Source organism: Burkholderia sp. Bp9016 (genome assembly GCF_003857765.1).
Classification (GTDB): domain Bacteria; phylum Pseudomonadota; class Gammaproteobacteria; order Burkholderiales; family Burkholderiaceae; genus Burkholderia.
This window is the reverse complement of the sequence record NZ_QTPY01000001.1, coordinates 311903-336230: the sequence shown is the minus strand read 5'-3', so window position 1 is coordinate 336230 and position 24328 is coordinate 311903. Positions and strand designations below refer to the sequence as shown.

Here is a 24328-nt window from a genome sequence, read left to right as displayed (position 1 = left end):
GCCTGTCTCGGGCTCAAGTCCGATTGGCCGGCGCGCAAGTCCCGCCGACGCGCTGCCTGCGCCGCTGATGTGTCGCTGTCGGATGTGCTTCGATTGCCGGACGGACCGGCCCTTGTCGATCTGCCGGCGCGGCGTGTCAGGCCGGATGATCTCTGGAGCCGTGTCGGCAGGATGATCTCGGTTTACCGGAACGCGAGCCATTCCTGTCGTCGCGTTCCGGCCGTCCCGGTCTGGATATCAGGTGCGGTTCTCGCCGTTGCGGCGGAAGCGGTCGAGTGCTACGGCCGCGATGATGACGAGGCCCTTGATGATGAATTGCCAGATGTCGGACACACCGAGAATCACGAGGCCGTTGGAAAGTACGGCGATGATCAGTGCGCCGACGAGGGTGCCCCAGATAGAGCCCACGCCACCGACGAAGCTCGTTCCGCCGAGAATCACGGCCGCGATCGCGTCGAGCTCGTAGCCCTGCCCGATCTGCAGCCCGTTCGCCGCATAGAGTCGCGCGGCGGACATCACGCCGCCCAGGCCGGAAAGCAGGCCGGAGATCGCATAGACAAACAGCAGGATCAGACTGACCTTGATGCCCGACAGACGCGCGGCCGCCGGATTCCCGCCGAGCGCATAGATCCAGATGCCGAGCACCGTGCGACGCAGGATGAACCACGAAATCAGGATGACAGCCAGTGCGATGATCGCCAGTACCGGCACACCCAGCACGCTTGCGTTACCGATCCACGCGAAGCCCAGGTTCTGGTTCATCACGGTGCTGTCGTCGCCGAGCAAGCGTGCGAGCCCACGCACGGCGGTCAGCGAGCCAAGCGTGACGATGAACGCCGGCAACCGCAGATACGCAATCAGCAAACCGTTGACCACGCCGAGAAACGCACCGGTCAGTAGCCCGACCGGCAGCGCCAGCGCACCGAATGACGGACTGAGCGACACCATCATCGCCGTCATCGCGGCGGTCGCCACGATCGAGCCCACTGACAGATCAATGCCGCCCGTCAAGATGACGAAGGTCATCCCCGCCGCGAGGACAGTATTGATCGCGGCCTGCTGTGAAACGATCGCGATGTTCTGGCCAGTGAAGAACGTACCTTGCGTGGCGAAATTGAATGCGACGCAGAGAATGATAAGCACGGGCAGCATGCCAATTGCGCCGATCAGCCTGCGAACTTGCACCTTGCGGGACGACATGCCGACGCCGTCGGTGAGCGTCTGGCTCGCCTCGGTAACGCCAAGGGTCGATTTGTTCATGATTTGTCTCCGAAATCCATGCTTCATGCGGCATCCATGGTTGCATCGGCGCCTGCCGCCAGGGCCATGATGCTTTCCTGCGTAATTGCTTCCTTGTCGGGACCACCGACTTCACCGACGATCTGGCCCGCGCGCATCACAAGCGCGCGATCGCAGACGCCGATGATTTCCGCGAGCTCGCTCGATATCACGACGACGCCGATACCCTGACGGGCGAGGTCGTCGATCAAGCGATAGATCTCCGATTTCGCGCCGATGTCGACGCCGCGCGTCGGCTCGTCGAGAATCAGGACCTTTGGGCCGATCTGCAGCCAGCGTGACAGCAGTACCTTCTGCTGGTTGCCGCCCGAGAGGCTACCCACATTCACCAGCGGGCTTGCCGCCCGTACGCGCAACTGCTGGAACGCCGACTTCGCGCGGCTGCGGCCTTTCGCGAGATCGAGCAGACCGCCGAATCGCGAATCCGGCGCGATCACACCGACGTTGATATTTTCGGCGCAGGACATGTCGAGGAAGAGACCAAGCGCCTTGCGGTCTTCGGTCAGATATGCGAGCCCGTGCCTGATCGCGTCTGCCGGCTGCCGGATGTCCAGTGCCTGGCCGTTGATGAAAACGCTTCCGCTCGTCTTGTCGTCGGCTCCGTAGATCAGACGGGCAAGTTCGGTACGGCCCGAGCCAACCAGCCCGGCGATGCCCAGCACCTCGCCACGATGGACCTGGAAACTGCAGGGTTTGATCTTGTCGCCGTCCGAAATGTCCTTCGCCTCGAAGATCACCGGGCCGCGGCTGCCGCCGGCGTCATGCTCCTTCATGTAGAACGTCGATAGATCCCGGCCGACCATCATCTTGACGATCGCCTGAGCCGACAGCTCGGCGCGATCGATCGTGCCCACATAGCGACCGTCACGCAGTACCGAAACGCGGTCGGACAGGTCGTAGACCTCTTCCATCCGGTGGCTGATGTAGATGATCGCGATGCCTTCGGAGCGCAGTTGTCGGATTAGCGCGAATAACCGTTCGCTTTCTCGCGACGAAAGCGCCGTGGTCGGCTCATCGAGCACCAGGATCCGCGATTTCGCGTGCAGCGCGCGGCCGATTTCAACCAGTTGTTGCTCCGCGATCGAGAGCGTACCGACGATCGTTCGGGCGTTGAACGGCACGTCCAGTCTCTCCAGCACCTCGCGACAGCCGGCGTACATCGCCTGACGATTCGCCATGCCACGGGATGCGAGTTCGCGGCCGAGATAGATGTTTTCGGCAACGGTGAGATTCGGCGCGAGGCTCAGTTCCTGATAGATGATCGAGACGCCGTGCTGTTTCGCCTCCAGCGGATCGGCGATGCTGACCGGCTTGCCGTCGATCAAGATCTCACTGCCCGTATCGGCCTGATACGCACCGGAGAGGATCTTCATCAGCGTGGATTTTCCGGCGCCGTTCTCTCCCATCAGGGCAAGAACCTCGCCGCCCCATGCGCACAGCTGAACGTTGTCGAGCGCCTTGGTGCCGACGAACGTCTTGCTGACGTTCCGCATTTCGAGCAGAGGGGTTCGGTTATCCGTTGGCATGATGTCTCCTTTTGTTGGGGGGGCTGCCGCGCATCGGAACGCGCATGCGCGGCACCGGTGTCAGGCGATATGCACCGCCGATCACCTGCCTCAGTTGGCTGCCCACCCCTTGTACGAAGCGACGTTCTCCGGCGTGACCAGCTTCGGGTCGAGGAGAACGACGGGCTTTGCCGGCGGTTTGCCCGTCTTCAGAATTTCGTTACCGACATCGACCGCCTTCATCGCCATCGCGAACGGATTCTGCGCCACCGTGCCCTTGATCAGCGACGCCGACTTCAACGACGCTTCGACTTCAGGCGAACCGTCGACGCTGACGATCGAGAAGTCCTTACGGTTCATCTGCTTGGCCGCCAGATCGGCGCCGACTGCCGTCTGGTCACAGACGGTGAACACGCCGTCGATCTTCGGGAAACGGGTCAGCAGCGACTGCATCACGGCAAGGCCGCCCTCTCGGGTCGCTTTCGCGTTCTGATTGTCGGAGAGGATTTCGAACTTGCCCTTGCTCAGCACCTCCTTGCAGCCCTTGACACGGTCCTTGATGGACGACACGGACGGCCCGTTCAGGATCACGACCTTGCCTTTGCCGCCGAGTTTGTCGGACAGATACTGGCATGCCATCTCGCCTGCCTTGATGTTGTTGGTCTGGATGGTCGCCTTCGCACCTTCCGCGGACACGTCGACCGCCACAACCGGAATGCCGGCCGCTTCCGCACGCTTGACTGCCGGCAGAATTGCCTGCGGATCGGCAGCGACCAGCAAGATAAGGTCGACCTTCGCGGCGATAAAGTTATCGATCTGGGAGAACTGCTTGTTCAGGTCGTAGTCGGACGCAACCGCCGTGACCCGGACGTTCGAATTGATCTGCTTCGCACGCTCGGTGGCGCCCTTGACGATCGAGGTCTGGAACGGATCGCCCAGCGTGCTGACGGTGACGCCGAGCGAGGTCAGGTCCTTCGCCGACGCCGTGCCCGCCAACAGGCTCATCGCTGCCAAACTCACTGCGATTTTCTTGAACATCATTGTCTCCATTTCTGATTTGAAAGAATCTCTGCTACGTCACGTCCGTCCGTGTGATCCGATTCAGACTACTTGCGTGCCGAATTCGAAGCGTCTTGATTTGCATGACGAAATTTTTTATGGCGTATCCGACGAATCCACCGTGTCCGATAGATCAGCCGTCTTGACGACGTTGGCCGGCCCCTGCCGATGTTCCATCTTCGACGCGGGGCCCGGCTCGGGTCCTCAACGAGTTCGATGTCGTGCGCTCATCGAGTGAGCGCGGTCCACGCCCCGCCCTTCTCGCTGGACCGGACGGCCGCATCGATCAACGCCATCGTCTCCACGCCATCGGCGATGCCCGGAATGCCATCGAGATAGGACTGATAGGGCAAGTCGAGACGTCGTGCGATCAGGGCCTTCGCGAAATCCGCGTACAGGTTTGCAAATGCCAGCGCGTAACCCTCGGGGTGGCCGGCCGTGAAGCGCGTGGCCGCGGCGGCGGCCGGCGAAACGCTGCCGTACCCGCGGGCCAGTCGCTGTGCCGGCTTGCCGGGCGGCTTGAACCAGAGTACTTCCGGTTCTTCCTGAACCCAGCTGAGACTGCCCTTCTCGCCGAAGATTCGGAATGACAGACCGTGATCGTTGCCCGTCGCAACGTAGCTGCCCCACAGGCGACCACGCGCACCGCCCTCAAAGCGAGCTGTCAGGTAGGCGTTGTCGTACACTTCGCGCCCCTCGGCAAACGTCGTCATTTCGGCAGACACTTCTTCGACCTGAAGTCCGGTGATGTACGAGACGATATGGTGGGCATGAGAGCCGACCTCACCCAGCAACACGCCCTTGCCCATCGCCGACTCGCGGAACCGCCAGTGACGATCCGGATTTTGCGGATCGACGACGAACCCGGCACACAGCTCGCCTTCGATGCACTGAATCTTGCCAAGTGCACCCGACGCCACCAGAGCACGCGCCTCGCGTACCATCGGATAGCCCGTGTAGCAATGCGTGAGGAGGAACAGGCGGTCGTGTTTCCGAACGATCGCATCAAGCCGCTGTGCCTCGCCGAGATCGCGGCTCAGCGGCTTTTCGCAGATGACGTCGATGCCCTTTTCCAGGAACGCGCTCGCCACTTCGAAATGCAGCTGCGGCGGCGTCGCGATGACGACGGCATCAATCCGGTCCTCGCGTACGGCCTCACGCTCTGCCATCACGCGAAAATCTGTGTAGATCCGGTCTTCGTCGATCAATTCAGCGCGTGCAGATGCTTTCGCCACCTCGGGATCGACCGACATCGCACCGGCCACCACGTCGTAATACCCATCGACCCGCATAGCGACGAGATGGGTACGCCCGATGACGGAATCCTTACCGCCACCAACAAGGCCTACTCGCAAGCGACGGCCCAATTGAGAAAGAAGATCGATAGACATGAGTTTCACCTGCTGCACGCCTTCGACAAACGCCAAAGGCTGTTGGAATGTGCCGGCCGTGCCGAGGAGCGAACGGCCAACGTCGATGGAAGTACCTTTTCTTCAGCGCCTCGATGCAGGCGCCACGCAGCGGAGACTACTGGGCGAGATAACCGCCGTCGATCACCAGTTCGCTACCCGTCATGAAGGACGACTCGTCGCTGGCAAGGAACAGTACGACGTTCGCAACTTCCTCCGGAGTACCCATCCGCCCCATGGGCGTCTTCGCGATGATCTCGGCATTCATGTCGTCGGATTGGCTCGTGACGAGAGGCGTCCGAATCAATCCCGGATGCACCGAGTTCACGCGGATGTTTTCGGGCGCATACGTGACGGCCGCGTTCTTGGTCATGTTGCGAACGCCACCTTTTGCTGCGGCGTAGGCCGCGGCGCCGGCGACACCAACGATGCCCCACATCGACGAGAAGTTGATGATAGAACCCTTGCGCATCGCGCGCATCGACGGCAACACCGACTGAATACCGAGGAAGCTTCCGGTGAGATTGACAGCGAGCACGGTCTGCCAGCTCTCCAGATCGGTACCGTCCAGGGTTTCATAGCACCCGACGATGCCCGCGTTGTTGACCAGCACGTCGATGCGACCGTGCCTGGCGATCACCGATGCCACCACTCGCGACCAGTCCTCGGGCGAGGACACATCCAGCTTCTCGACCTCGAAACCGTTCGACTCGCTCGCCGGCTTCACATCGGCTGCGATGACCGTCGCACCTTCGCGTGCAAAAATCTGCGCCACCGTCAGTCCGATGCCCTGTGCGGCACCGGTGATCAAAGCGACTTTTCCTTTCAGCCGGTCCAATTTTCATCTCCTTGATTGATATTTCACTACTCGTGCAATCGTCTCGCCGCCCTGACGGAACGGCCGCCTCGTTCGGCAAGCCCGCGCTCTTACCGAGGCATCGCGACGAGGATCTTGAGCTTCGCGCTCGCCTTGTCCAGCAGCGCATCGAAGCCATCATGCTTCACGTCGGCCATGCTGATTTCGGCATCAACCACTTTCTCGACGGGAAAGAGGCCGCTGCGCATCATTTCGAAAATCCGCGGCCAGATCGTGATCGGATAGTTCAGCGAACCCTTGATCGTGATGTCCTTCACCGTCCAGCGGAATGGCTCGACCTCGACCTTGCCGCCCATCAGCCCAACCTGCACGATCGTTCCCTGCGGCTTTACCGCATCGACGCAGGCATTCAGCGCACGGCCGTTGCCGGAACATTCGATCGCCGCATCCACGCCGACCCCGTCCTCGGTCGCCTGACGAATGAACGCCCCCACATCGCACTCGGCCGGGTCAAGCACGACCGCGCCGATACCGAGACCCTCAATGCGCCTGCGCCGATTGGCGTTCGGCTCGCTGACGAAGATCCGGGCGACACCGGCGGCGCGGCCCGCGAGCGCGGCCATCGCACCAATCGTGCCGCCACCTGTCACCAGCAGACTGCCGCCGGGCTGCACGCCGGAGCGATCGACCGCGTGCACGCCGACCGCTGCCGGTTCGACAAGCGCGCCTTGTTGATCGGTGATGAACTCCGGCAGTCGGACCGCATTGCTCTCGTTCACGATCGCCAGCTCGGCCATTCCGCCCCACGGCCAGCTCAGGCCGATGACCGATGCCCGCGGCCCGAGGAACGGAACATTTCGTCGTCCAAAGTAGTCATCACGTGGGCCGGTCTGCGGTTGAATCGAAACGCGATCACCGGCTACCAGCGTGCTCACGCCCTCACCGACCGACACGACACGGGCCGCGAACTCGTGGCCGAGAATCTGAGGAAGGGAAGCACGGCTGTAGGGGTTCGGCTCCGAGGAGGTCCACGTCGGGCCGTGGTCGTATTCGTGCAGATCGGAACCGCAAATTCCACAAAACGTGGGCGCAACCAGCACTTCTCCGAACCCGGGATTTCGAGGGGCATCGACGTCGTCGATTCGAAGATCATGCTTGCCGTGAAACCGGACTGCCTTCATCGAATGTCTCCTACCAAGCCTGCGAGGGCGAGATGGTTTGGCAACTGTTGTTTGTGCTGCAATGCTCAGTGGCCACAGACTATTCGAACGTGGGGTAAAGAAATATGCGCCTCCGTGAAATCATATTTCCGGTGGGCGGAAATATCCGTGACTTCGTGATGGCGACCCCGGCTGTCCATCGGGATTTCCCCGAAAATCACGTCGTCATATCGACTGACGCGTTCCCGTCGCCGAGAGATTTCCTAACGAATGGCGCGCCATTTGGCGGCGAGTTGACGACGCTCGGTCCACTCGATCAGGAACTCGGTAAATACCCTGATTTTTGCAGGCTGATAACGGCGGCTTTGATAGGCGAGATTGATGGTGAGGCGCGGCAATTGCCAGTCTTCGAGGATCGGCACCAGCCGGCCAGCCACGACGTCGTCGTGGATGATATAAAGCGGCTGTATCGCGATGCCCAGGCCGGCGCGTCCTGCGGCAACGATCACCTGCCCTTCGTTGGAATCCAGGACACTGGTGATCGGCACATCGCACGTTTCCTCACCGCGCCGGAAGTGAAGAACGTACGGATCGACAGCCAGGTTATAGACCAGCATCCTGTGTTGATTGAGATCTTCCGGCCGGCTCGGGCGGCCGTATTCCGTGAGATAGGCGGGCGATGCGGCCAAAATGCGATTGGTGTCGGCCAGCTTGCGGACCGTGATGCCTGAATCGCCTTCATGCTCGCGCGTGCGGATCGCGATATCGATCCCTGCCTCGATGAAGTCGGGGTAGCGGTTTGCCGCGATGACCTGGACCGATATGTTTGGATACCGGCGATTGAACTCGGTCAGAAACGGCGCGATGTGAAGCGTGGCAAACGAGACCGAGCTCGTGACTCGCAGCACGCCGCTCGGTCGCAGCGTCGCCTCGCTGGCCGCGGCTTCGGCCTCGGCCATTTCGGAGAGGACGGCGACGCAACTCCGTTTGTAAGCTTGTCCCGCATCGGTCAACCACTGGCGACGCGTCGTCCTCTCGATGAGGCGCGCACCCAGACGCTCCTCGAGCGCGCTCAGCGTCCGGCTCGCCGCTGCGTTGGACATGCCGAGTTGCTCCGCAGCCTTCGACAAACTACCTAGTTCGGATGTCAATACAAATAATTCGATTTGCGTCCAACGATCCATATCGTGCGATTAATCCACCTAGCGGAAATGTCATTTCACTATAGCGCATTTCTTTTCCGTTGCGAGGCCATTACCCTGTCGTCTCATGCATAAGCGCACATTGGAGACGACAGGGATGCGCAACATCAACGAAGACACCATTACGCAGGCCGTACTTGCGTCAGTGGACAGTCGCTGCGACGCCAGGCTTCGCACGATCATTACCAGCCTAGTGCAGCATCTTCATAGCTTCGCGCGTGACGTCAAGCTCACCGAAGCGGAATGGTTCAAGGCCATCCAGTTCCTTACCGAGGTCGGGCATATCACCGACGATAAGCGGCAAGAATTCATTCTGTTGTCCGACACCCTTGGCCTGTCCATGCTGGTGATGGCACAGAACAACAAAAAGCCGGCCGAGTGTACGGAGGCCACCGTATTCGGCCCGTTCTACATCGAGGGGGCACCCGAGTATGAAAATGGCGCCGACATCGCGAACGGTGCACGCGGTGAGCCGTGTTTCGTCAGCGGTCAGGTGCGCGGCCCGGACGGCACGCCGGTGGCGAACGCCCGGATCGATGTATGGCAATCCGACGAAGACGGATTTTACGATGTCCAGAAATCGTCCGACGATCCCGCTCAGCCCACGCATCAGGCACGCGGCCGACTGCGCAGCGATGCGGACGGCCGCTTCCGGTTCCGCTCGATCCTGGCCGAGGCCTACCCGATCCCGCATGACGGGCCGGTGGGCCGGATGCTGGAGGCGCTGGGGCGGCACCCGTGGCGCCCGGCGCATCTGCATTTCATGATCAAGGCACCCGGCTACGAGACGCTGATCACCCACGTATTCCGTGACGGCGATCAGTACCTCGACTCGGACGCGGTGTTCGGGGTTCGCTCGACGCTGATCACCGACTGGATCAGGCATGACGCCGGTGTCGCGCCTGATGGCTCGATAGTTCAGGAGCCGTTTTACACGCTTAATTACGACTTCGTGCTCAACCCCGCGGAGGTGCCTGCATGATCCGGCATATCGTCATGTGGCGGCTTAGAGGTGAAACACCCCAAGAACGCCAAGAAGCGCGGCGGCTCGTCAAGGAGAGCTTCGAGGGACTGCGGGGGCGGATCCCCGGCATGCGCAAGCTCGAGATCGGACTCGATTCGAGCGAGGTCGACTATGCATGCGATGTCGTCCTTGTCACAGAATTCGACTCCCAGACCGCGCTCGACGCATATGCAACGCACCCCGAGCACCAGCGGGTTAGAGCGCTACTGGGCGACATCAGGACGGCCCGCTTCCAGGTCGATTACAGCGTCGAGACGAACGCGTATTCCGAGCGACGCGCGACCGCTGCCTCCACATCCTGAACCCGTGCACAAGCATATTCCCGGGCTCGTGTTGGACTACCGACACTTCAGGCCCGTGGCCGAGCGCAGGAGTGTATGCATTTCACGGTCTATTGTCGTGACCACTCAGGGACATTGCAGCAGCGCCTGGAACAATTTCTGTACGAGACGGACCGGATCGACGTGCTGCGGCTTTGTGTGATGAAGACCCGTTCAACAAGCCGGAGGGGTGTAAAAGTATCGAAATCCGCCCCTCCCTGAAGCGTGTCGACACATTAAGTCAGCCCGGCTGATCAACGCGCACGCCACGCGAGCCAGCCCGCGTGAATACCCGTGGCTGTGATTTTCTACCCATTGTCCTAACGCACGCGACCCCGACAGCGGTCTCGCGTGATTACTTTCCAAGTACTTTCCAAGGAACATCATGTCCGAACAGAACTCGCTGCGCTTCGTCACCCTCGTCGGCAGTCTGCGCCGCCTCTCGCTGCACGCCGCCGTTGCCGACTCTCTTCAGGAACTTGCGCCCGACAATGTCCGGATCACTCGGTTGCCGTCGGTCGGCCTGCTTCCCCACTACGATGCTGACGTACAGGCGGAAGGCTTTCCGCAAACGGTGCTCGATCTCGGTAACGCAATTGCCGAGGCTGACGGCATCATCATCGTGACACCTGAGTACAACTACTCGATTCCGGGTGCGCTCAAGAATGCGCTGGACTGGCTATCGCGTCTTCCGACAACGCCGTTCGTGGGCAAACCCGTGGCGATCCAATCGGCATCGCCCGGCATTTTCGGTGGCGCGCGCGTGCAATATCATCTGCGTCAGAGCCTGGTGTTCCTTGACTCACAGGTGCTGAACAAGCCGGAAGTAATGATCGGCGGCGCCGCGAACAAGGTCGATGTCGAAGGCAAGACCATTTCGGACGCGCCGACACGCGAGATCGTCTCGACCCAGCTGAAGGCCTTTGCACTCTTTGCCGCGCAGCGCAAACTGCTGAACAAGTGATGCCGTAACGGTGGCGGGGCGAAAGCAGCACGGTCGCCCTTCAGCTCCCCCAATTCATAAAAAGGAGACGCGTTGATGAAGCTGCTGATTACAGGCGGTCATGTGATCACGATGGACCCGGTCATCGGCAATGGCCGTTTCGATATCCTGATCGAAAACGACCTGATCGTCGAAGTCGGGCCGCAGATTCTGGCGAACGATGCGCAACGACTCGACGCCACCGGCTGCATCGTCATTCCGGGCCTCGTCAACGCACATATGCATACGTGGCAGACCGCATTGCGCGGAGTCACAGCAAACTGGACGTTACCGACGTATTTCCGAAGCGTTCACGCCGGGCTCGCGACGTTGTTCAACCCGGACGACCTGTACATCGGCACCTTGGTCGGCGCGCTGAATCAACTGAATCTCGGAACGACGACGCTTGGCGACTGGTGCCACAACAATCCGACGCCCGAGCACACGGATCGCGCGATCGACGGGCTGCTCGAATCGGGGATCCGCGCGGTCTATTTTCATGGCTCGCCGAAGCCGGACCCCAAACCCGGTCAGAAGCACTTCAGCGAGATTCCGCATCCGCGTAGTGAAATCGAACGGCTGCTGAAGGACCGATTCATCCGGCGCGATGCGCTGGTCACGCTCGGGATGGCGATCCTCGGTCCGCACTACTCGACCTACGATGTTTCGGAGCACGACTTCGAGCTCGCGGCGGAGTATGGGTTGATCGCCAGCATGCACTGCGCCGGACTCGAACCAAAGACACCGGATGGCTGGGAGCGCCTAGCCGAGCGCGGATTGCTCGGCCCGAGTACCAACATCGTCCACGGCAACAACCTGAGCGAGGCACAGCTTCGCATGATGATCGGCCGCGGCGTCACGTTCTCGGTCGCACCCGAGACGGAAATGACCCAAGGACACGGCCACCCGATCACGGGCCGCCTACGTGATGTCGGCGGTGCACCCTCGCTCGGCGTCGATCTCGAGTCAGCGATTGCAGGCGACATGTTCACGGTAGCGCGTGTTGCGCTGGCATCGCAGCGCGCGCTGGACAATGCACAGGCCCGAGCCGACAGCGGGCAACTGCCCGCTCACTCTACGATTTCCACCTCCGAGGCGCTCAGTTGGATCACGATTCGTGGTGCCGAGGCGCTCGGCCTACAGGATCGTGTCGGCTCCCTCACGCCGGGCAAGCAGGCGGATATCGTTTTGATCCGCGCCGACGGGCTCAGCATGAGACCGGTGCACGATCCCGTCGCGTCCGTGCTGATGCAAGGTAGTGCGGCGAACGTCGATACCGTGCTAGTGGCCGGCGCTATCCGGAAACGGGCGGGCAAGCTTCTTTACACCCACCTTGAACAACGTCTCGACGAACTCGATGCGTCGGGCAGGCGAATCAGCGACCGCTTCGCGGAGCTGGCTCCTGCCTGACGGGCTTCCTGCGCCGAGGCGGAGCCGACGGAACGGATGGCGAGGCGCGTCATCTGTCAGTCCGGCTGGCGTCGCGCCTCGACTTTCTGTTTCGTGAAAAGACCCGGCACGGCTTGCAGGCCGTCACGCACCGCAACACACATTCAAATTCTGCTTCCGGAGCACCTCAAGTGAACACAAGTGACATAGATCTGCTGGCCGCGTACTGGACGCTCGCCGGAGACGTGGATCCGCTGCGTCCCTCCATCAGCCCTTACTCGCTGCAGGCACGGGTCGAAGCGGCATCCAGGGCTGGCTGGCGGGGCATCGGTGTGATCCACGAGGACCTAGCGGCGACGATCGATCAAGTCGGCATCGACACGGTCAAGCACATTCTCGAAGACAATGGAATCCGCCATCTCGAACTCGAATTCCTCGTCGACTGGTATCGAGACGGTACCCAGCGCGAGGTATCGGACCGTGCTCGCCGCGCAATCCTTGAGTTCGGTGCCAGACTGGGTATGAAGAACGTGAAAGTTGCGGCTAGCGTTCTGGACCAGCGCGCCCCGGACTTCACGCGAATGGCCGACGAATTCGCGAAGCTGTGCCAGGAAGCCGCCGCAGTCGGATCGAACGTATCCCTCGAAGTGATGCCGTTCTCAATCGTCAGGACGCTCGAAGACGGTCTGGCCGTCGTGCAGCAAGCGAATCAGCCGAACGGCGGCCTGCTGCTCGATATCTGGCACATCGTGCGCGGCGGTATCGATTTCGGCGAGATCGCAAAGTTGCCGTCGCATTTCATCAAGGGCGTCGAACTCGACGACGCCAGCTCGACGATCGAGGGCACCCTGCTCGAAGACACGGTGTTCCGCCGCAAGCTTTGCGGTGAAGGCGATTTCGACACGCCGGGCTTCATTGAAGCGATTCAGGACGCCGGCTTCGGAGGCGAATGGTACGGAGTCGAAATCATTTCCACCGAGCTGCGCAAGCTGCCGCTTGAAGAGATGGCAACCCGCGCGTTCGACACGACCCGGCAACAGTTTCTCGAGGTTGCCGCGCGCAAGAACAAGGCTGCCCTCACTGGTCGATGACCGACGGCGCATAACGAAAGCCAAGGATGCATCCATGTACGATTTCATTTATACGTCCCAGCCTTCAAAGGTGATATTCGGCGCGGGCTCCCTCGCTCGCGTCGAGGAAGAGGTTAAGGCACTGGGCGCGCGAAAGGCCCTGGTTCTCTGCACGCCGGAGCAGGAGGCACAGGCCACGGAGGTTGCGCATCTGCTGGGCCCGCTGAGTGCGGGCGTCTTCCCCGAAGCGAGGATGCACGTGCCGATTGAAACCGCGAGGCGGGCGCGCGACCATGCCCGCGAGATCGGCGCCGACTGTGCCGTGGCGATCGGTGGCGGATCCACGGTCGGCCTCGGCAAGGCGATCGCGCTCGAGTCGAGCTTGCCGATCATCGCGATTCCGACTACCTATGCCGGTTCGGAGATGACGCCAATCTACGGTGTGACGGAAAATGGATTCAAACGGACTGGACGCGACGCGCGAGTCTTGCCGAAGACGGTAATCTACGATCCGATGTTGTCGTTGAACCTTCCGCTCGCCCTGTCGTTTGTCAGTGGCATCAACGCTATCGCGCACGCTGCGGAAGGGCTCTATGCGCGCGACGGCAATCCCGTCATGTCGTTAATGGCCGAGGATGGAATTCGCTCGATGGCGGCAGGATTGCGTGGCCTCCAGGAGCGCTCCCCGAGTCTCGCCGCACGTAGCGAGTGCCTTTATGGCGCATGGTTGTGCGGCAACGTCCTCGGTCATGTAGGGATGGCGCTGCATCACAAGCTTTGTCACACTCTGGGCGGAAGTTTCAATCTCCCGCACGCCGAAACTCACGCGATCGTGCTGCCGCATGCGCTGGCCTACAACAGCGATGTCGCACCGGACGCGATGCGGCGCATTTCCCGGGCGCTCGGTAGTGAAAGTGCGGCGCTGGGTGTCTTCGAACTCGGGCGCGACCTCGGCATTCCCACCGGATTGCGCGAGATCGGAATGCAAGAATCCGATCTCGAACGAGCGTGCGAAATCGCGCTGGCAAACCCCTACTGGAACCCACGCCCGATCGAACATGACCCGCTCCTATCCTTGCTTCACGACGCGTGGACAGGAAGCGCGCCGCGTTAAAGCGTAAGCGGCTCATTGCGACCGTTGTTGAGATACGCGCATACTTGACGACTGCAAACAGGGAGCGAGGCATACTGGACTGGACGTCGTTCCGCGGTATGTTTCGTGCCCCAATGCATTCGTCAAACTTCCGGGCATAGCCCAGGGAGAAATCGCGCAAAATTGATCTATAGGTATTCAAACATCACACCGATTTTCGGCAACAGATGAACGGCGCCGATTGGCCGACAAGCGTCCGTTGCGCCAAAGTTACACTTTCAGTGCAAGTTGAGCCGAGTTGCAGATCGTCGTTCCCAGTCGACCGAGGACCCATGCCTTGAGGAATCGTATTGGCGTCAACCTGGACGCGTCTCTCTCGTACGCCGCAATCGCACCTCCTTGAAGTGCAAGTGCATGCCACCCCGACTAAAAGGGCCGTGCGTAGCATCAAATTAGCCGCAAGTTCGTACGCGCAAGTCTCAACGGTGAATTTGCGGTTTAAGCGCCGCCAACGTGGCAACAACGATCTGACACTGTTGAGAAAACATTGCACCACGAGTCTATACAGATAAATATTCCGTGACTCTTTCGCTCTTGAGCGATGCCAGACACACCATTCGAGCGATCGGATGCGGTCAATTGTTCAAAGACAACAAATTGAGACTGCGGACATCTTTTCTGAGAAACAACACCAGATCCGTCGTCGGCCCACCCCGCGTACCTCGAGTACCCGTCACTACGCATACCTTTCACGTCCGGGAATCGCGCCGCGAAGTCCTTATTGAGCATCGTGGTGATGCCTTTCAACAACACGGACTGGCCGTTCCAGTCACTGAAATAGCGCATCGTTGCCATCATCGTTCTCCAAGAGTTGCCGCCCTGAAAAGAAAAACACCCAGGAATCCGAAGACGCATGGGTGTTTGGGTCCTATATGCCGATCGACCGATCATGCCGGTGCGATCGGATCCGCGTATCTGCCCCAGTCGCTGGCTTCTGTCAGCAGAACCGGATCGATCACCTTGGAGGGCAAGCCCTCCTTCTTCAGATGTTTGATAGCACCGATGCACGGCTTCGTCGGCTCGTCGTGACACGCCCACGTTTTGCCGTGATCGACACGCATCACGACGATCTCGCGCGGCGAAGGCAAAACGCCATAGTTCTGGCATTGCTCCGATATATCGGTAAACGCGAACGGGCAGGTACATTCCTGCGATTGATGGTCACAGGACATAGCGTCGATCTCCTCGATACACAAAAAGAAAAAGACCCAAAAATCCGAGGATTAGTGGGTCTTTTAGATCACGAAATTACATCTTTCGATGCATCGCCTTAGAACGGAATCCGTTCGTCCATTTCATCGTAGCGATCACCTGCCGGTTGTTCGACGCGGCCGCCGACGGGTTCGTCGCGCGACTCGTCTTCGACCTTGAACTTCGGCTCGATCAGGGTTTGAAGAATGCCCTTGTAGTACTCGGTTACAGCCTTCGAGCGAACAGTGGCGAGCATCTTGTTGTCGTCGAAGCCAGCCTTCTTCGCTGCTTCGACCTTGGACTTCACGGCTTCAACACCACCTTCGAAGATCCCGTCTGCCTGCTTGATTTCACCGCCTTCGCCCTTGAGCTGAACGGTGGAATCGTAGTACACACGACCGGTTGCCGTATCCTCGCGACCAGTCCCCGGGAACACCGAGAAGGCTTTGATGATCGTGCCACGGGTAACCGTGTCGTTTGCCAACTTGCGGATCAACATCTGAGCCGCATGACTGTAGAGCGGCAGCGTCACGAGATAGCCTTCCTTCGTGTCGCGATCGACGAACTTGACGCGGATGTCCTGGTAGGTACCGTTGTCATGCTCACGCTCGGAGTAGTAAGCCGAGACGATCTCGCCGTCGAGCGTTGTGCTCGAAGGGATGCCGTTTTCCTCCAGGAACTTGCGGACTTGACGAGCAATCGTCTTGCCTGTGAGCCCGTCGAACCCACGCTTCCAAGAATCCTCGCCGACCAATTCGCGCGCTTTGGTGACAATCGCGCGATTTGCTTCGTTGGAGATCAGGAGGACGCCCGGCGTCGAGCTGTATTCCAGATAGATCGACTTCGACGCACCGCCGTTTTGTTGGATAGCCATGGTGATTCTCCTTCAGAGAGTTGCCCGGTTGAGGGCGTAAGAAAATGGTTCCCGAGTGGCTCGGGGAATTGACATAGCGAACAGAGATGCAGGTGGAAAAGTAGAATGGCGCGATTCGAAAATTTTTTTCGGTTCCCCGCACTGGCCCCTACGCCTTCGAATCCGCCGCCTCGCCGGCGGCACGACGGTATTCGCTCACGTCTAGCGACAGGAAGGCGGTGGATTCGTCGTTCGGGTCGTCGAACTTGATCCAGGCGGCGAGCCGCAGCTTGTCGCCTGTCTCCGGGTTGACCGACAGATCCCCGGTGTAATCCGGGTGGTTCCGGCCCTCGACCTTCCGATCGTTGTCGAACAGGTTTCCTCGGAAGTAGGTCTTGTTCGCGCCCTCTCCGGCAACAAATGCGAGACGGATGTACATCTTTCCGCTCGCGGCAGTGTCACGGATCCCCGCGATCGCGATCTTCGTCCCCGACCCGCTACCGGTTACGTCGGCCGCATAGTCGGCAGCGACGCTCTCGCCCTTCTTCTTCCAGAACAGTCGCTTCGGGTCAGTATTGACCCGCAGTTCGGCGCGAAACGCCCTCAGCATGGTTGTCCTCCTCGATAGATCTCAAGCCCGCGCGCATCGACACGCTGCGTTTCTGCATGCGGGAACCGTGTGATAGAACACGGGGGCATTATCGAAACCTGGGGGAGAATGCAGAAATGATTCCGAGCGATACGCTGGTCATTGCGGAGAAGTTCAGCCTCGCGATGGATATCGCGAATGCGATTGCGAAGCCGTTCCGGGGAAATCCCAAGGATGGCTACCTAACGGCTGATTCGATGGTCATCAGCTGGGCCGCAGGCCATCTAATCGGTCTAGTCGACGCAGATATCTACGACCCGCAGCACAAGCGGTGGTCAATCGGGCCGCTACCCATCAGTCCGGATACGCTCCGTAAGGACGTTGTGCGAGATAAGAAGACCGCCCAGCCGAGCAAGAGCGCAGCGAGACAGCTCAAACTCCTGGGCTGTCTCCTGAAGAGCGCGAAGACCGTGATCCATGCAGGCGACCCCGATCGAGAGGGCCAACTGATCGTCGACGAGATCCTCGAGCGATTCCAGTTTCGCGGCGAGGTCAAACGCCTCTGGCTGAACGCACAAACGATGTCGGGAATCCGCGATGCGTACCGAAAAATGGAGCCCAACCATTCGCGCGCGAACCTCCTCGCGGCCGCGAAAGCGCGCGAGGAGCTGGATTGGCTCGTCGGCGTCAACGGCACACGCGGCTACACAGTCCTTTGGCAGGAGAAAGGACATGAAGGCATGTTGCAGGTCGGTCGCCTGAAATCCGCGATCGTCGGGATAGTCGAGATGCGTGAAGCTGAAATTGAGGCATTCGTGCGCACGGCATACTTCACGATCTCGGGGAAGATCTCATCGTCGAAAGGCGGATTCAGCGCAGGATGGCGGCCGCCGGTTGACGCGGCGCCGCCGCGCTTCGATCTCGACGGACGGCTCCTCGATCGTGCATATGCGAATTCCGTCCGTTCGCGAACTGAAGGTACGAAAGGCACGATCACCGTGGCCGATACGAAAAAAGGGGAGCGCAAACCGCCACCACTACTTTTCTCGTTGAGCGAACTCCAGAAAGTCGCTGGCGCTGCTTTCGGCCTGTCGCCTGGCGAAACGCTAGAAGCTGCGCAAAACCTATACAACAAGTACAAGCTCACGACCTACCCCCGCGTCGACTGCCAGTACGCGCCGGTCGAGATGTGGAAGGAGGCGACGCAGGTTTTCACCGCGGTGCGCGAGAATTTCGGTGCCGGATGGTCTTTAGGCGATCAGGCGGACGCGTCACGTCGATCTCGCGCGTTCGACGACAGCCGGCTTGAGGAGCACTTCGCGATCCTTCCGACGACGACACGTGCGCGCGTCGCAGATCTACCGGGTCCGGAGCGACTTGTCTACGGCGAGATAGTGCGGCGCTACATGGCGCAGTTCCACGAGGACTACATGTATGACTCGACGTCGCTCGAGGCTTCCTTCGCCGACGAGCGATTCGTGACCCGCGGCATTGTTCCTGTGTCGCTCGGATGGCGCTCGCTATACCCCACTACGGCTGACGACGAGAACGAAGCCTCGCAAGGTCTTCCGCCTCTCCTGCTCGGCGATGCTGTTCACATGGACGAGGTCGCCATCGACGACAAGGTGACGTCGCCTCCGCCCCGCTTCACCAGGACGACACTGCTCGAGGCGATGAAGAACGTCCATCAGTTCGTGACAGACCCGGGCATCAAGAAGGTGCTGAAGGAAAATAAAGGATTGGGTACGGCCGCGACGCAGGGCCCGACGATCGACGAGCTCGTCGACGCGCATTTTTTCGACGAGACGAAGGACGGGCGCACCAAGGTACTGCTTCCGACGCCCAAGGCACGTGCGTACACACGGGCTCTGCCTCCTGATCTTATCCGACCGGACTTTACCGCCTGGCTTGAGGACAAACTCGGCGACGTTGCTCAGGGCAAGCTCTCGAAGGCCGATTTCGACACGTACGGTCGACGGTTTGTGCAAAGGCTTGTGACCGGGATCAAGGACGGCTCCGTCGCCGCCGCGATGCCCACTCCGCAGGAGCTTCCACCCGCTGTTGTCTTGAAACGTACACGGGGAGGTGGCACCAAATCGGCATCGCCCCGAAAGACGCGGGCGAAGCCTTCCGGCTCGAGCGCGGGTCAAGGGCAGGCGGCAAAATCGACAGCGATTGCGCCGCCCAAGGTAGTCACGGCACCGTCGACCGTGCCGGCCGCCGGCAGCGGTTCCCCGACGGCAACACCGCGTGCCAATCCGTTCGCGCTCTCCAAGACTCCCAAGGCGCCGTCTCCGCGACCAGCGGACGGGGCATCCTCAGCGCCGGCCGCGAGCAAGCGGGTTGGCAATCCGTTTTCGCTCAAAAAATGATGCGGTTCTCCTTCTCGATGTTCATTTCTTGGTGCTCTGCCCTTTCCACATAGGAGATCACCATGAACACGGCTGTTACCCGCTACCGCAACCAGCTGTTGGTCGCCCGAATTCTCTCCGGGCGCTACCAACAGGAACTTGTCGTTAGCACCAAAGCCAGCACCGCCTCGACTGACGGCGACCGCATCACCTTCCCCGCAGCATGGATGCTTGCCGACAACGAAGATGTCGCGACCGTCATGGACGGCATTATCGATCACGAGGCCGCGGGCCATGGCCGGCACACCGACTTCCACGCACGTCGCTCGCGGACCCCCATCGTCAACCGGTTGGAAAATATCCTGGAGGACATTCGGATCGAGCTGGCCGCCGGCGTCGATTGGCCTGGCATTCCCCGCAATCTGGCTCGCATGGTCGCCGTTCTGGTCCGATGGGGTGTATTCGGAAGTGCCGAGTTGTTGACGTCTCCGAACTTGGACCCCGGCGTGCTGCTCTGCAATGCGATGTTGCTGAATTGCCGAGCGAAGTTTCTACCCGGGCAGGACGAACACCTTGGCATGCTCGCGGCGGCCTCCGGTCGCGCAGCGGAGCAGCGCTTCGGGATGCTTTGGACAGAAGCTTGGGGACTTGCCCAGCGTGCGCCGCGGCTCACGTCAACGAAGGACGCATGCAAGCTGGCGGCCGACATCGTCAAGTTGTTCAAACTGCCTCCCAGACCGGATTGCCCGACACCCCCAGGTGTCGGGAATGGCAGGAAGGGTGCCGAGCCCGACGATGGTGATGCGGGTAGCGGAAGCGGGTCCGCTGGCGTGGGAGAGGTGACCGGTCCAGCCACACCGGACGGGACGCCTGAAGAGGGGCTCACACCTCTGCAACGAGCCGCCGCTGCGGCAGCAGTAGACTCCACGGACAAAGACCTACCTCAAACGGATCTCGGCGATCTCGCCGGTGCCGCCGTCAATACGCACTCGAAAGATGCTCGCACCCGAGTGGCTCTCCAGGTTCCCCAAGCGGTGAGCGGAACACAGCCGGTGCCGCACAGCTGGCAGGTCCTCGCGACCAGACTGCGCAACAGTCTCGCTGGCGACTTGGCAGCGGAACTAGACACGTTGGTCTCTTGCCATAGGTCGTACGGCTACACAGGACGCGAGCTCGCTACCGGCAAGCTGTTTCGACTTCGTCTCGGCGACGGTCGCGTCTTCCGAAAGCGTGTCGACACCTATGAGTTAGACACGGCCGTCACGCTACTCGCAGACGTATCGTCCAGCATGGGTGGACTGATGGGTGTTGTCGACCGGATAACCCTCCAAGCAGCTCAACAGCACGGATCCGGATATGCCGACGACTCCGCTGTCATCGGTACCACGCGGTATAGCGTTTCACGGATGGACGTCTCCGGTGGCGCAGCGATCGCAATTGGTGAGGTGCTCGAGCAGTTTGAAATACCCAACGAAGTGATTGGTTTCGGTCGGGCATATCAGATCATCAAGTCTTTCGACGACACGTGGACGTCACTTGCCGGGCGAAGCGACGTCGTCGCACTTCGCGCCAGCGCAACGGCGACCGGGATGGCAATGACAATCGCACTCTCGCGGCTTGACTTCCGTGAGGAGGCGCGGCGTCTGCTGATTGTGTTGACGGATGGCGAAGCAGGTGATCCGGAGATGCTGGCCAGCGCGTACGCATATGCGAAGTCTGTCGATATTGAAATCGTGACGATATTTATTGGCGATAGCACCCGGGGCATTCAGCAGACACGGGCCGCGATGAAGTCGGGCGGTTACGCGGGACAGATGTCTGTCGTAAGGCGACCCGATGAGCTTCCGCAACGCGTGATCGAAGCTGTACGTCGATCAATTTGATCCAACCTCCTCCCAGTCGCCTGCGACCGGGAGGTTTTTTTTGCCTGCTCGATCGAAATGACCAGGATTTCGACGCCACTCCATTTCTCGATTTTTAAGACAGCTGGCAATATCACTTTGTCACTCACCAACGACGAGGAGAAAACCACATGGCGGGGTATTTGGAGCTTCTGGCGCAACGAAAACAACTCGATCAACAAATTGCATCGATACGCGACCAGGAGCGCGCGTCGCAAATCGAATCGATTCGAGAAACGATGCGGCTCTACGACATCTCGATCGACGAGATCCGCGTGAAAGCCAGCGGCCGCAAAGGGCAACCGGCGGTGCCGAAGTATCGACACCCGGATACCGGCGCGACCTGGAGTGGCCGCGGCAAACGACCGCGCTGGCTGGGTGACAATCCGGCTCAGTTCCTGATTGAGAAGCCGGCGGAAGTGACGCAATAACTATCTCGGTCCTCAAACAGGAGGCAGGCGCCGGACTCGTCGAGATCCGGCACCTGCCACGCTGTAGGATCGGCGAGCGCTGAATGGAAATGGTGCATCACCTTGAGCATTCACAAGCAGGATTGGATTTTCGAGGGCGACCGCGCAAATGGGTTTGTCGCGTTGCTCGCGTACCACCTCCCCCCGTCGGTCGAGCGATCCAATTGCCATTGGATACGGACCAACGAACAAGTCGACGGCATGAGATGCGGGCAGCTCGAGGCTAACGTCCTCCCGCTCCCTGTGGCGCGCAACCGACTGATCGAGATTCTCAAAGCGACGGACTGGCACGGGGTCAATCTTGAGCGAGGTTGGCGTCACGACCTGTCGTTGCACAACACCTCGCTGGATACGTCGGACGACTCCACGGTTCAGGCCTACATTCATGCAATTCATGCACTGGGACTCTCGTGGACACCACCGGAAGCGATGAGTGCGAATCCGTTTGGATGGCGACTCGCCCAGGCGGTCTATCCGTTTGACCCATCGCAATCGAACTGGGATTCGCTCGGCCTCAAGGGAAACGCCGCCGATGCGCTGGGCGAACCGGTCAATCCGGCTCGCCATGTCATCGTCCTGCTGACCGAAGGCGACGACTGACCGATCCGGTCAATCCTGCGCCGATCCCGCAAACATTGCTCAGCATTGCGAAGTCATCACGTCCATTCCATCTACCATCCCTTCTCGAAGTCCGGATCCACTACGTACGACCCTCGGGGCCCGCAAACTGCGAGAGGACGCTCGCGCACCGCGCGCAAGAACGTCTGCCACCGGATCTTCCTTCTGCACAGCAGCGAAGCCGCGTTGAACGTATACCTGATCGCGTAAAGCATGGCATCGGCTCCATACGTTATGCAGCAGTGGTCGGGGCACGGGTCGATTCGCGCCGCTGCGCCGCATACCAGACCATCATCGCGAAGTTGCCGACGTGGACCGCAAGCCTCGGATCGTTTGCGCATTGGATTCCGTGCGCGAGCAGGTTGTCGACGATGTCAGGCAACAGTGCAGGATCGTCCCAACCCACGCGCCCCTCGGCGACCTTGCGCGACATCGCACCCTTCATCGCGACCGTGAACGCGTCGATCGCCGCGTTGATCCCGGCGAGCTCGGCGGCGATCTCGTCGGCGCTCAGCACTTTGTTGTCGGGCAGTTTGCGCATGCGCTTCCTCCTGGGTTCAATCGACGTCGAGGTGACGTCGTCGCGGTAGTATCGCGACCGGGCAAAAAATGCAGAAATCTCGGAGGAAAAAGAAAAACCCTCGATCACCAAAAGGCAATGCGAGGGTTTGAGATCAACGAAGCTTCTTGCCCGGGGGCAATCCGAGGACTTGACTGTTCGCGCTTTGAGCCCAGAAATCCACATCTTGGCCGACAGATGCAGCCATGATCTCTTCGAAACGGACGAAGTCCTGATAGAGGCGCTGACGTTTGAAGTCGCCCTGCCGATCCTTCTCACGGACGTAATCCAGGCGGGCCTGGAAGTCCATGTAGAACCACTTGCTGTTGTACGGGACGAACGCGATGTGATCCCCGATGAAATGCGTCACGGGCCCAGGCATATCCCCTCGAATGAAGCTTGAGGGAACGCTAAGGATCATGCCGGCATGCTTTCGGAGCAGCGGTTCATCCAGCTTCGACGTGCCGTAGCACACAGCGGCATACAGCGTGCCCGACAACTCAAATTGAGTGACGGACAGGCAATAGTGCGGCCGTGGGCCAGGTTGGTTCGGGTGGGAATCGTAAGGAAAGCGGCACTTCAACACGGCGCCTCGCACAAACGGCGAGGAGCTCATGAGCAGGCCTTATCGGGAGGGTGTAGCCGGTTCGTTGAGTCGATCGAGCCCGTACTTCTTTCGGAACTCCGGCAGGGTCATGCCAAGCTTGGCGATCATCTTGTCCCGCATTCCGATCAATGCTTCGGCCGGTACGGACGCAGCGATATAGCCCGTCACTCCTGAGGGAGTCACGACCTTGACTACTTCTTCGCCGTTGGGTGCAGTGAACCGTTCCATGAGGGCATGATACACCCGCACGATTTGGCCGAGCAATCGCCCGATTGGGATGTCGGATTTGAAACGCATGATGGATTTCCTCCAAGTGTTGGCCATCGGCCAGAAGTCGTAGTGGAGAGAAATGCACGCGTGAGCGTGGAATGGCGACCTCCGCCACCGCGCCACGGGCACCGCGACCGCGCCCTTACCAGGCTAACGCCTGTGCTCCGCCCTCCCTGCAAGCCAATGCCTGCAAGGTGCGAACTCGACTCGCGCGCGCCGGCGCGCCCGGATCGAGGCGCACGGGGACCCGCGCCGAAGGAGCGGGGAGAGCGCCGACCGCCCGCAGGGCGGGCGATCCGGACAGGCCCGGGCGAACCGACGGCGGTCGGGGGCCGTCCAGCCGCCGGACGGCGGCGATGTATGCCCCCGCTCGCGGGGGCGACAATGTCTGCACGGCGGACAAAAAAAAGCCTCGACCGGGGAGATCGAGGCTTGAAGCAGGGGTAGCGCGAGAAAACCGGGCGAGGGGGCCCTTCCACACTTCCCTTCACGCGGAAGCTACTTTACCTTTCGGCGGCCAGTTAGGAATG

23 protein-coding genes are annotated in these 24328 nt (G+C 60.5%); 10 read left to right on the top strand and 13 right to left on the bottom strand.

The features are described 5' to 3' along the window. Positions 1–237 precede the first annotated feature (237 nt). From DIE13_RS01665 to DIE13_RS01635, 7 genes are all read right to left on the bottom strand, one after another. On the bottom strand, positions 238–1200 hold the full coding sequence (locus DIE13_RS01665; RefSeq protein ID WP_257146521.1) for an ABC transporter permease subunit: 963 nt from the start codon (positions 1198–1200) through the stop codon (positions 238–240). Between the two features lie 83 nt (positions 1201–1283). After that, positions 1284–2825, bottom strand: coding sequence for a sugar ABC transporter ATP-binding protein (locus tag DIE13_RS01660; RefSeq protein WP_124825512.1), 1542 nt, complete (start codon positions 2823–2825; stop codon positions 1284–1286). Between the two features lie 90 nt (positions 2826–2915). Beyond that, positions 2916–3842: an ABC transporter substrate-binding protein gene (locus DIE13_RS01655; protein ID WP_124825511.1), complete on the bottom strand. Its 927-nt coding sequence runs from the start codon at positions 3840–3842 to the stop codon at positions 2916–2918. 248 nt (positions 3843–4090) lie between these two features. Beyond that, positions 4091–5254, bottom strand: a complete 1164-nt coding sequence (locus tag DIE13_RS01650) for a Gfo/Idh/MocA family protein (protein WP_124825510.1) — start codon at positions 5252–5254, stop codon at positions 4091–4093. A 136-nt stretch (positions 5255–5390) separates the two neighbouring features. Beyond that, on the bottom strand, positions 5391–6110 hold the full coding sequence (locus tag DIE13_RS01645; RefSeq protein ID WP_124825509.1) for an SDR family NAD(P)-dependent oxidoreductase: 720 nt from the start codon (positions 6108–6110) through the stop codon (positions 5391–5393). Positions 6111–6199: 89 nt separating this feature from the next. Continuing rightward, positions 6200–7270, bottom strand: a complete 1071-nt coding sequence (locus DIE13_RS01640; protein ID WP_124825508.1) for a zinc-binding dehydrogenase — start codon at positions 7268–7270, stop codon at positions 6200–6202. A 242-nt stretch (positions 7271–7512) separates the two neighbouring features. Further along, on the bottom strand, positions 7513–8433 hold the full coding sequence (locus DIE13_RS01635) for a LysR family transcriptional regulator (RefSeq protein WP_098557303.1): 921 nt from the start codon (positions 8431–8433) through the stop codon (positions 7513–7515). A 115-nt stretch (positions 8434–8548) separates the two neighbouring features. On the opposite strand from DIE13_RS01635, the gene DIE13_RS01630 reads away from it, so the two are divergent. From DIE13_RS01630 to DIE13_RS01605, 6 genes are all read left to right on the top strand, one after another. Continuing rightward, a complete protein-coding gene (locus DIE13_RS01630) occupies positions 8549–9433 on the top strand; it encodes an intradiol ring-cleavage dioxygenase (protein ID WP_124825507.1) in 885 nt (294 codons plus the stop codon). After that, positions 9430–9777: a Dabb family protein gene (locus tag DIE13_RS01625; RefSeq protein WP_124825506.1), complete on the top strand. Its 348-nt coding sequence runs from the start codon at positions 9430–9432 to the stop codon at positions 9775–9777. The genes DIE13_RS01630 and DIE13_RS01625 overlap by 4 nt, the downstream gene beginning before the upstream one ends. Positions 9778–10180: 403 nt before the next feature. After that, complete coding sequence (locus DIE13_RS01620; protein WP_124825505.1) at positions 10181–10759, top strand: NADPH-dependent FMN reductase; 579 nt, start codon at positions 10181–10183, stop codon at positions 10757–10759. A gap of 75 nt (positions 10760–10834) precedes the next feature. Further along, complete coding sequence (locus tag DIE13_RS01615; protein ID WP_124825504.1) at positions 10835–12187, top strand: amidohydrolase family protein; 1353 nt, start codon at positions 10835–10837, stop codon at positions 12185–12187. Positions 12188–12357: 170 nt separating this feature from the next. Further along, complete coding sequence (locus DIE13_RS01610) at positions 12358–13257, top strand: sugar phosphate isomerase/epimerase (protein WP_124825503.1); 900 nt, start codon at positions 12358–12360, stop codon at positions 13255–13257. Positions 13258–13291: 34 nt separating this feature from the next. Continuing rightward, the gene (locus tag DIE13_RS01605) at positions 13292–14350 is read left to right on the top strand and encodes a maleylacetate reductase (RefSeq protein WP_124825502.1); all 1059 of its coding nucleotides are present in this window, start codon (positions 13292–13294) and stop codon (positions 14348–14350) included. Between the two features lie 926 nt (positions 14351–15276). On the opposite strand, the gene DIE13_RS01600 is transcribed toward DIE13_RS01605, so the two are convergent. The 3 genes from DIE13_RS01600 to DIE13_RS01590 all read right to left on the bottom strand — a co-directional run bounded on the left by DIE13_RS01600 (position 15277) and on the right by DIE13_RS01590 (position 17043). Further along, positions 15277–15561: a hypothetical protein gene (locus DIE13_RS01600; RefSeq protein WP_124825501.1), complete on the bottom strand. Its 285-nt coding sequence runs from the start codon at positions 15559–15561 to the stop codon at positions 15277–15279. A gap of 98 nt (positions 15562–15659) precedes the next feature. After that, positions 15660–16454, bottom strand: a complete 795-nt coding sequence (locus DIE13_RS01595) for a hypothetical protein (RefSeq protein WP_175761986.1) — start codon at positions 16452–16454, stop codon at positions 15660–15662. Between the two features lie 148 nt (positions 16455–16602). Then, complete coding sequence (locus tag DIE13_RS01590) at positions 16603–17043, bottom strand: hypothetical protein (RefSeq protein ID WP_124825500.1); 441 nt, start codon at positions 17041–17043, stop codon at positions 16603–16605. Between the two features lie 116 nt (positions 17044–17159). Here DIE13_RS01590 and DIE13_RS01585 point away from each other — a divergent pair, with 116 nt between their 5' ends. The 4 genes from DIE13_RS01585 to DIE13_RS01570 all read left to right on the top strand — a co-directional run bounded on the left by DIE13_RS01585 (position 17160) and on the right by DIE13_RS01570 (position 22344). Further along, on the top strand, positions 17160–19394 hold the full coding sequence (locus tag DIE13_RS01585) for a DNA topoisomerase (RefSeq protein WP_185731183.1): 2235 nt from the start codon (positions 17160–17162) through the stop codon (positions 19392–19394). A 62-nt stretch (positions 19395–19456) separates the two neighbouring features. Next, positions 19457–21256, top strand: coding sequence for a hypothetical protein (locus DIE13_RS01580; RefSeq protein ID WP_124825498.1), 1800 nt, complete (start codon positions 19457–19459; stop codon positions 21254–21256). A 149-nt stretch (positions 21257–21405) separates the two neighbouring features. Beyond that, positions 21406–21705, top strand: coding sequence for an H-NS family nucleoid-associated regulatory protein (locus DIE13_RS01575; RefSeq protein WP_098557271.1), 300 nt, complete (start codon positions 21406–21408; stop codon positions 21703–21705). Between the two features lie 102 nt (positions 21706–21807). Further along, complete coding sequence (locus DIE13_RS01570; RefSeq protein ID WP_124825497.1) at positions 21808–22344, top strand: hypothetical protein; 537 nt, start codon at positions 21808–21810, stop codon at positions 22342–22344. Between the two features lie 250 nt (positions 22345–22594). Here the strand turns inward: DIE13_RS01570 and DIE13_RS01565 are convergent, their stop codons facing one another. Genes DIE13_RS01565 through DIE13_RS01555 form a run of 3 tightly spaced genes read right to left on the bottom strand, consistent with a single transcriptional unit; the run spans position 22595 to position 23825 of the window. Further along, complete coding sequence (locus DIE13_RS01565) at positions 22595–23011, bottom strand: hypothetical protein (RefSeq protein ID WP_124825496.1); 417 nt, start codon at positions 23009–23011, stop codon at positions 22595–22597. 25 nt (positions 23012–23036) lie between these two features. Next, a complete protein-coding gene (locus tag DIE13_RS01560) occupies positions 23037–23537 on the bottom strand; it encodes a hypothetical protein (protein ID WP_124825495.1) in 501 nt (166 codons plus the stop codon). Between the two features lie 9 nt (positions 23538–23546). Further along, positions 23547–23825 (bottom strand): hypothetical protein, encoded by a 279-nt coding sequence (locus DIE13_RS01555; RefSeq protein WP_124825494.1) that lies wholly within the window; start codon positions 23823–23825, stop codon positions 23547–23549. Positions 23826–24328: the final 503 nt, after the last annotated feature.

What these genes read in the sequence shown, in the direction of transcription:
- DIE13_RS01650 (WP_124825510.1), bottom strand. Translation starts at nt 5,254, where the DNA reads ATGTCTATCGATCTTCTTTCTCAATTGGGCCGTCGCTTGCGAGTAGGC.
- DIE13_RS01600 (WP_124825501.1), bottom strand. Translation starts at nt 15,561, where the DNA reads ATGTCCTGTGACCATCAATCGCAGGAATGTACCTGCCCGTTCGCGTTT.
- DIE13_RS01630 (WP_124825507.1), top strand. Translation starts at nt 8,549, where the DNA reads ATGCGCAACATCAACGAAGACACCATTACGCAGGCCGTACTTGCGTCA.
- DIE13_RS01595 (WP_175761986.1), bottom strand. Translation starts at nt 16,454, where the DNA reads ATGGCTATCCAACAAAACGGCGGTGCGTCGAAGTCGATCTATCTGGAA.
- DIE13_RS01665 (WP_257146521.1), bottom strand. Translation starts at nt 1,200, where the DNA reads ATGTCGTCCCGCAAGGTGCAAGTTCGCAGGCTGATCGGCGCAATTGGC.
- DIE13_RS01605 (WP_124825502.1), top strand. Translation starts at nt 13,292, where the DNA reads ATGTACGATTTCATTTATACGTCCCAGCCTTCAAAGGTGATATTCGGC.
- DIE13_RS01615 (WP_124825504.1), top strand. Translation starts at nt 10,835, where the DNA reads ATGAAGCTGCTGATTACAGGCGGTCATGTGATCACGATGGACCCGGTC.
- DIE13_RS01625 (WP_124825506.1), top strand. Translation starts at nt 9,430, where the DNA reads ATGATCCGGCATATCGTCATGTGGCGGCTTAGAGGTGAAACACCCCAA.
- DIE13_RS01585 (WP_185731183.1), top strand. Translation starts at nt 17,160, where the DNA reads ATGATTCCGAGCGATACGCTGGTCATTGCGGAGAAGTTCAGCCTCGCG.
- DIE13_RS01590 (WP_124825500.1), bottom strand. Translation starts at nt 17,043, where the DNA reads ATGCTGAGGGCGTTTCGCGCCGAACTGCGGGTCAATACTGACCCGAAG.
- DIE13_RS01620 (WP_124825505.1), top strand. Translation starts at nt 10,181, where the DNA reads ATGTCCGAACAGAACTCGCTGCGCTTCGTCACCCTCGTCGGCAGTCTG.
- DIE13_RS01580 (WP_124825498.1), top strand. Translation starts at nt 19,457, where the DNA reads ATGAACACGGCTGTTACCCGCTACCGCAACCAGCTGTTGGTCGCCCGA.
- DIE13_RS01560 (WP_124825495.1), bottom strand. Translation starts at nt 23,537, where the DNA reads ATGAGCTCCTCGCCGTTTGTGCGAGGCGCCGTGTTGAAGTGCCGCTTT.
- DIE13_RS01655 (WP_124825511.1), bottom strand. Translation starts at nt 3,842, where the DNA reads ATGTTCAAGAAAATCGCAGTGAGTTTGGCAGCGATGAGCCTGTTGGCG.
- DIE13_RS01575 (WP_098557271.1), top strand. Translation starts at nt 21,406, where the DNA reads ATGGCGGGGTATTTGGAGCTTCTGGCGCAACGAAAACAACTCGATCAA.
- DIE13_RS01660 (WP_124825512.1), bottom strand. Translation starts at nt 2,825, where the DNA reads ATGCCAACGGATAACCGAACCCCTCTGCTCGAAATGCGGAACGTCAGC.
- DIE13_RS01555 (WP_124825494.1), bottom strand. Translation starts at nt 23,825, where the DNA reads ATGCGTTTCAAATCCGACATCCCAATCGGGCGATTGCTCGGCCAAATC.
- DIE13_RS01640 (WP_124825508.1), bottom strand. Translation starts at nt 7,270, where the DNA reads ATGAAGGCAGTCCGGTTTCACGGCAAGCATGATCTTCGAATCGACGAC.
- DIE13_RS01635 (WP_098557303.1), bottom strand. Translation starts at nt 8,433, where the DNA reads ATGGATCGTTGGACGCAAATCGAATTATTTGTATTGACATCCGAACTA.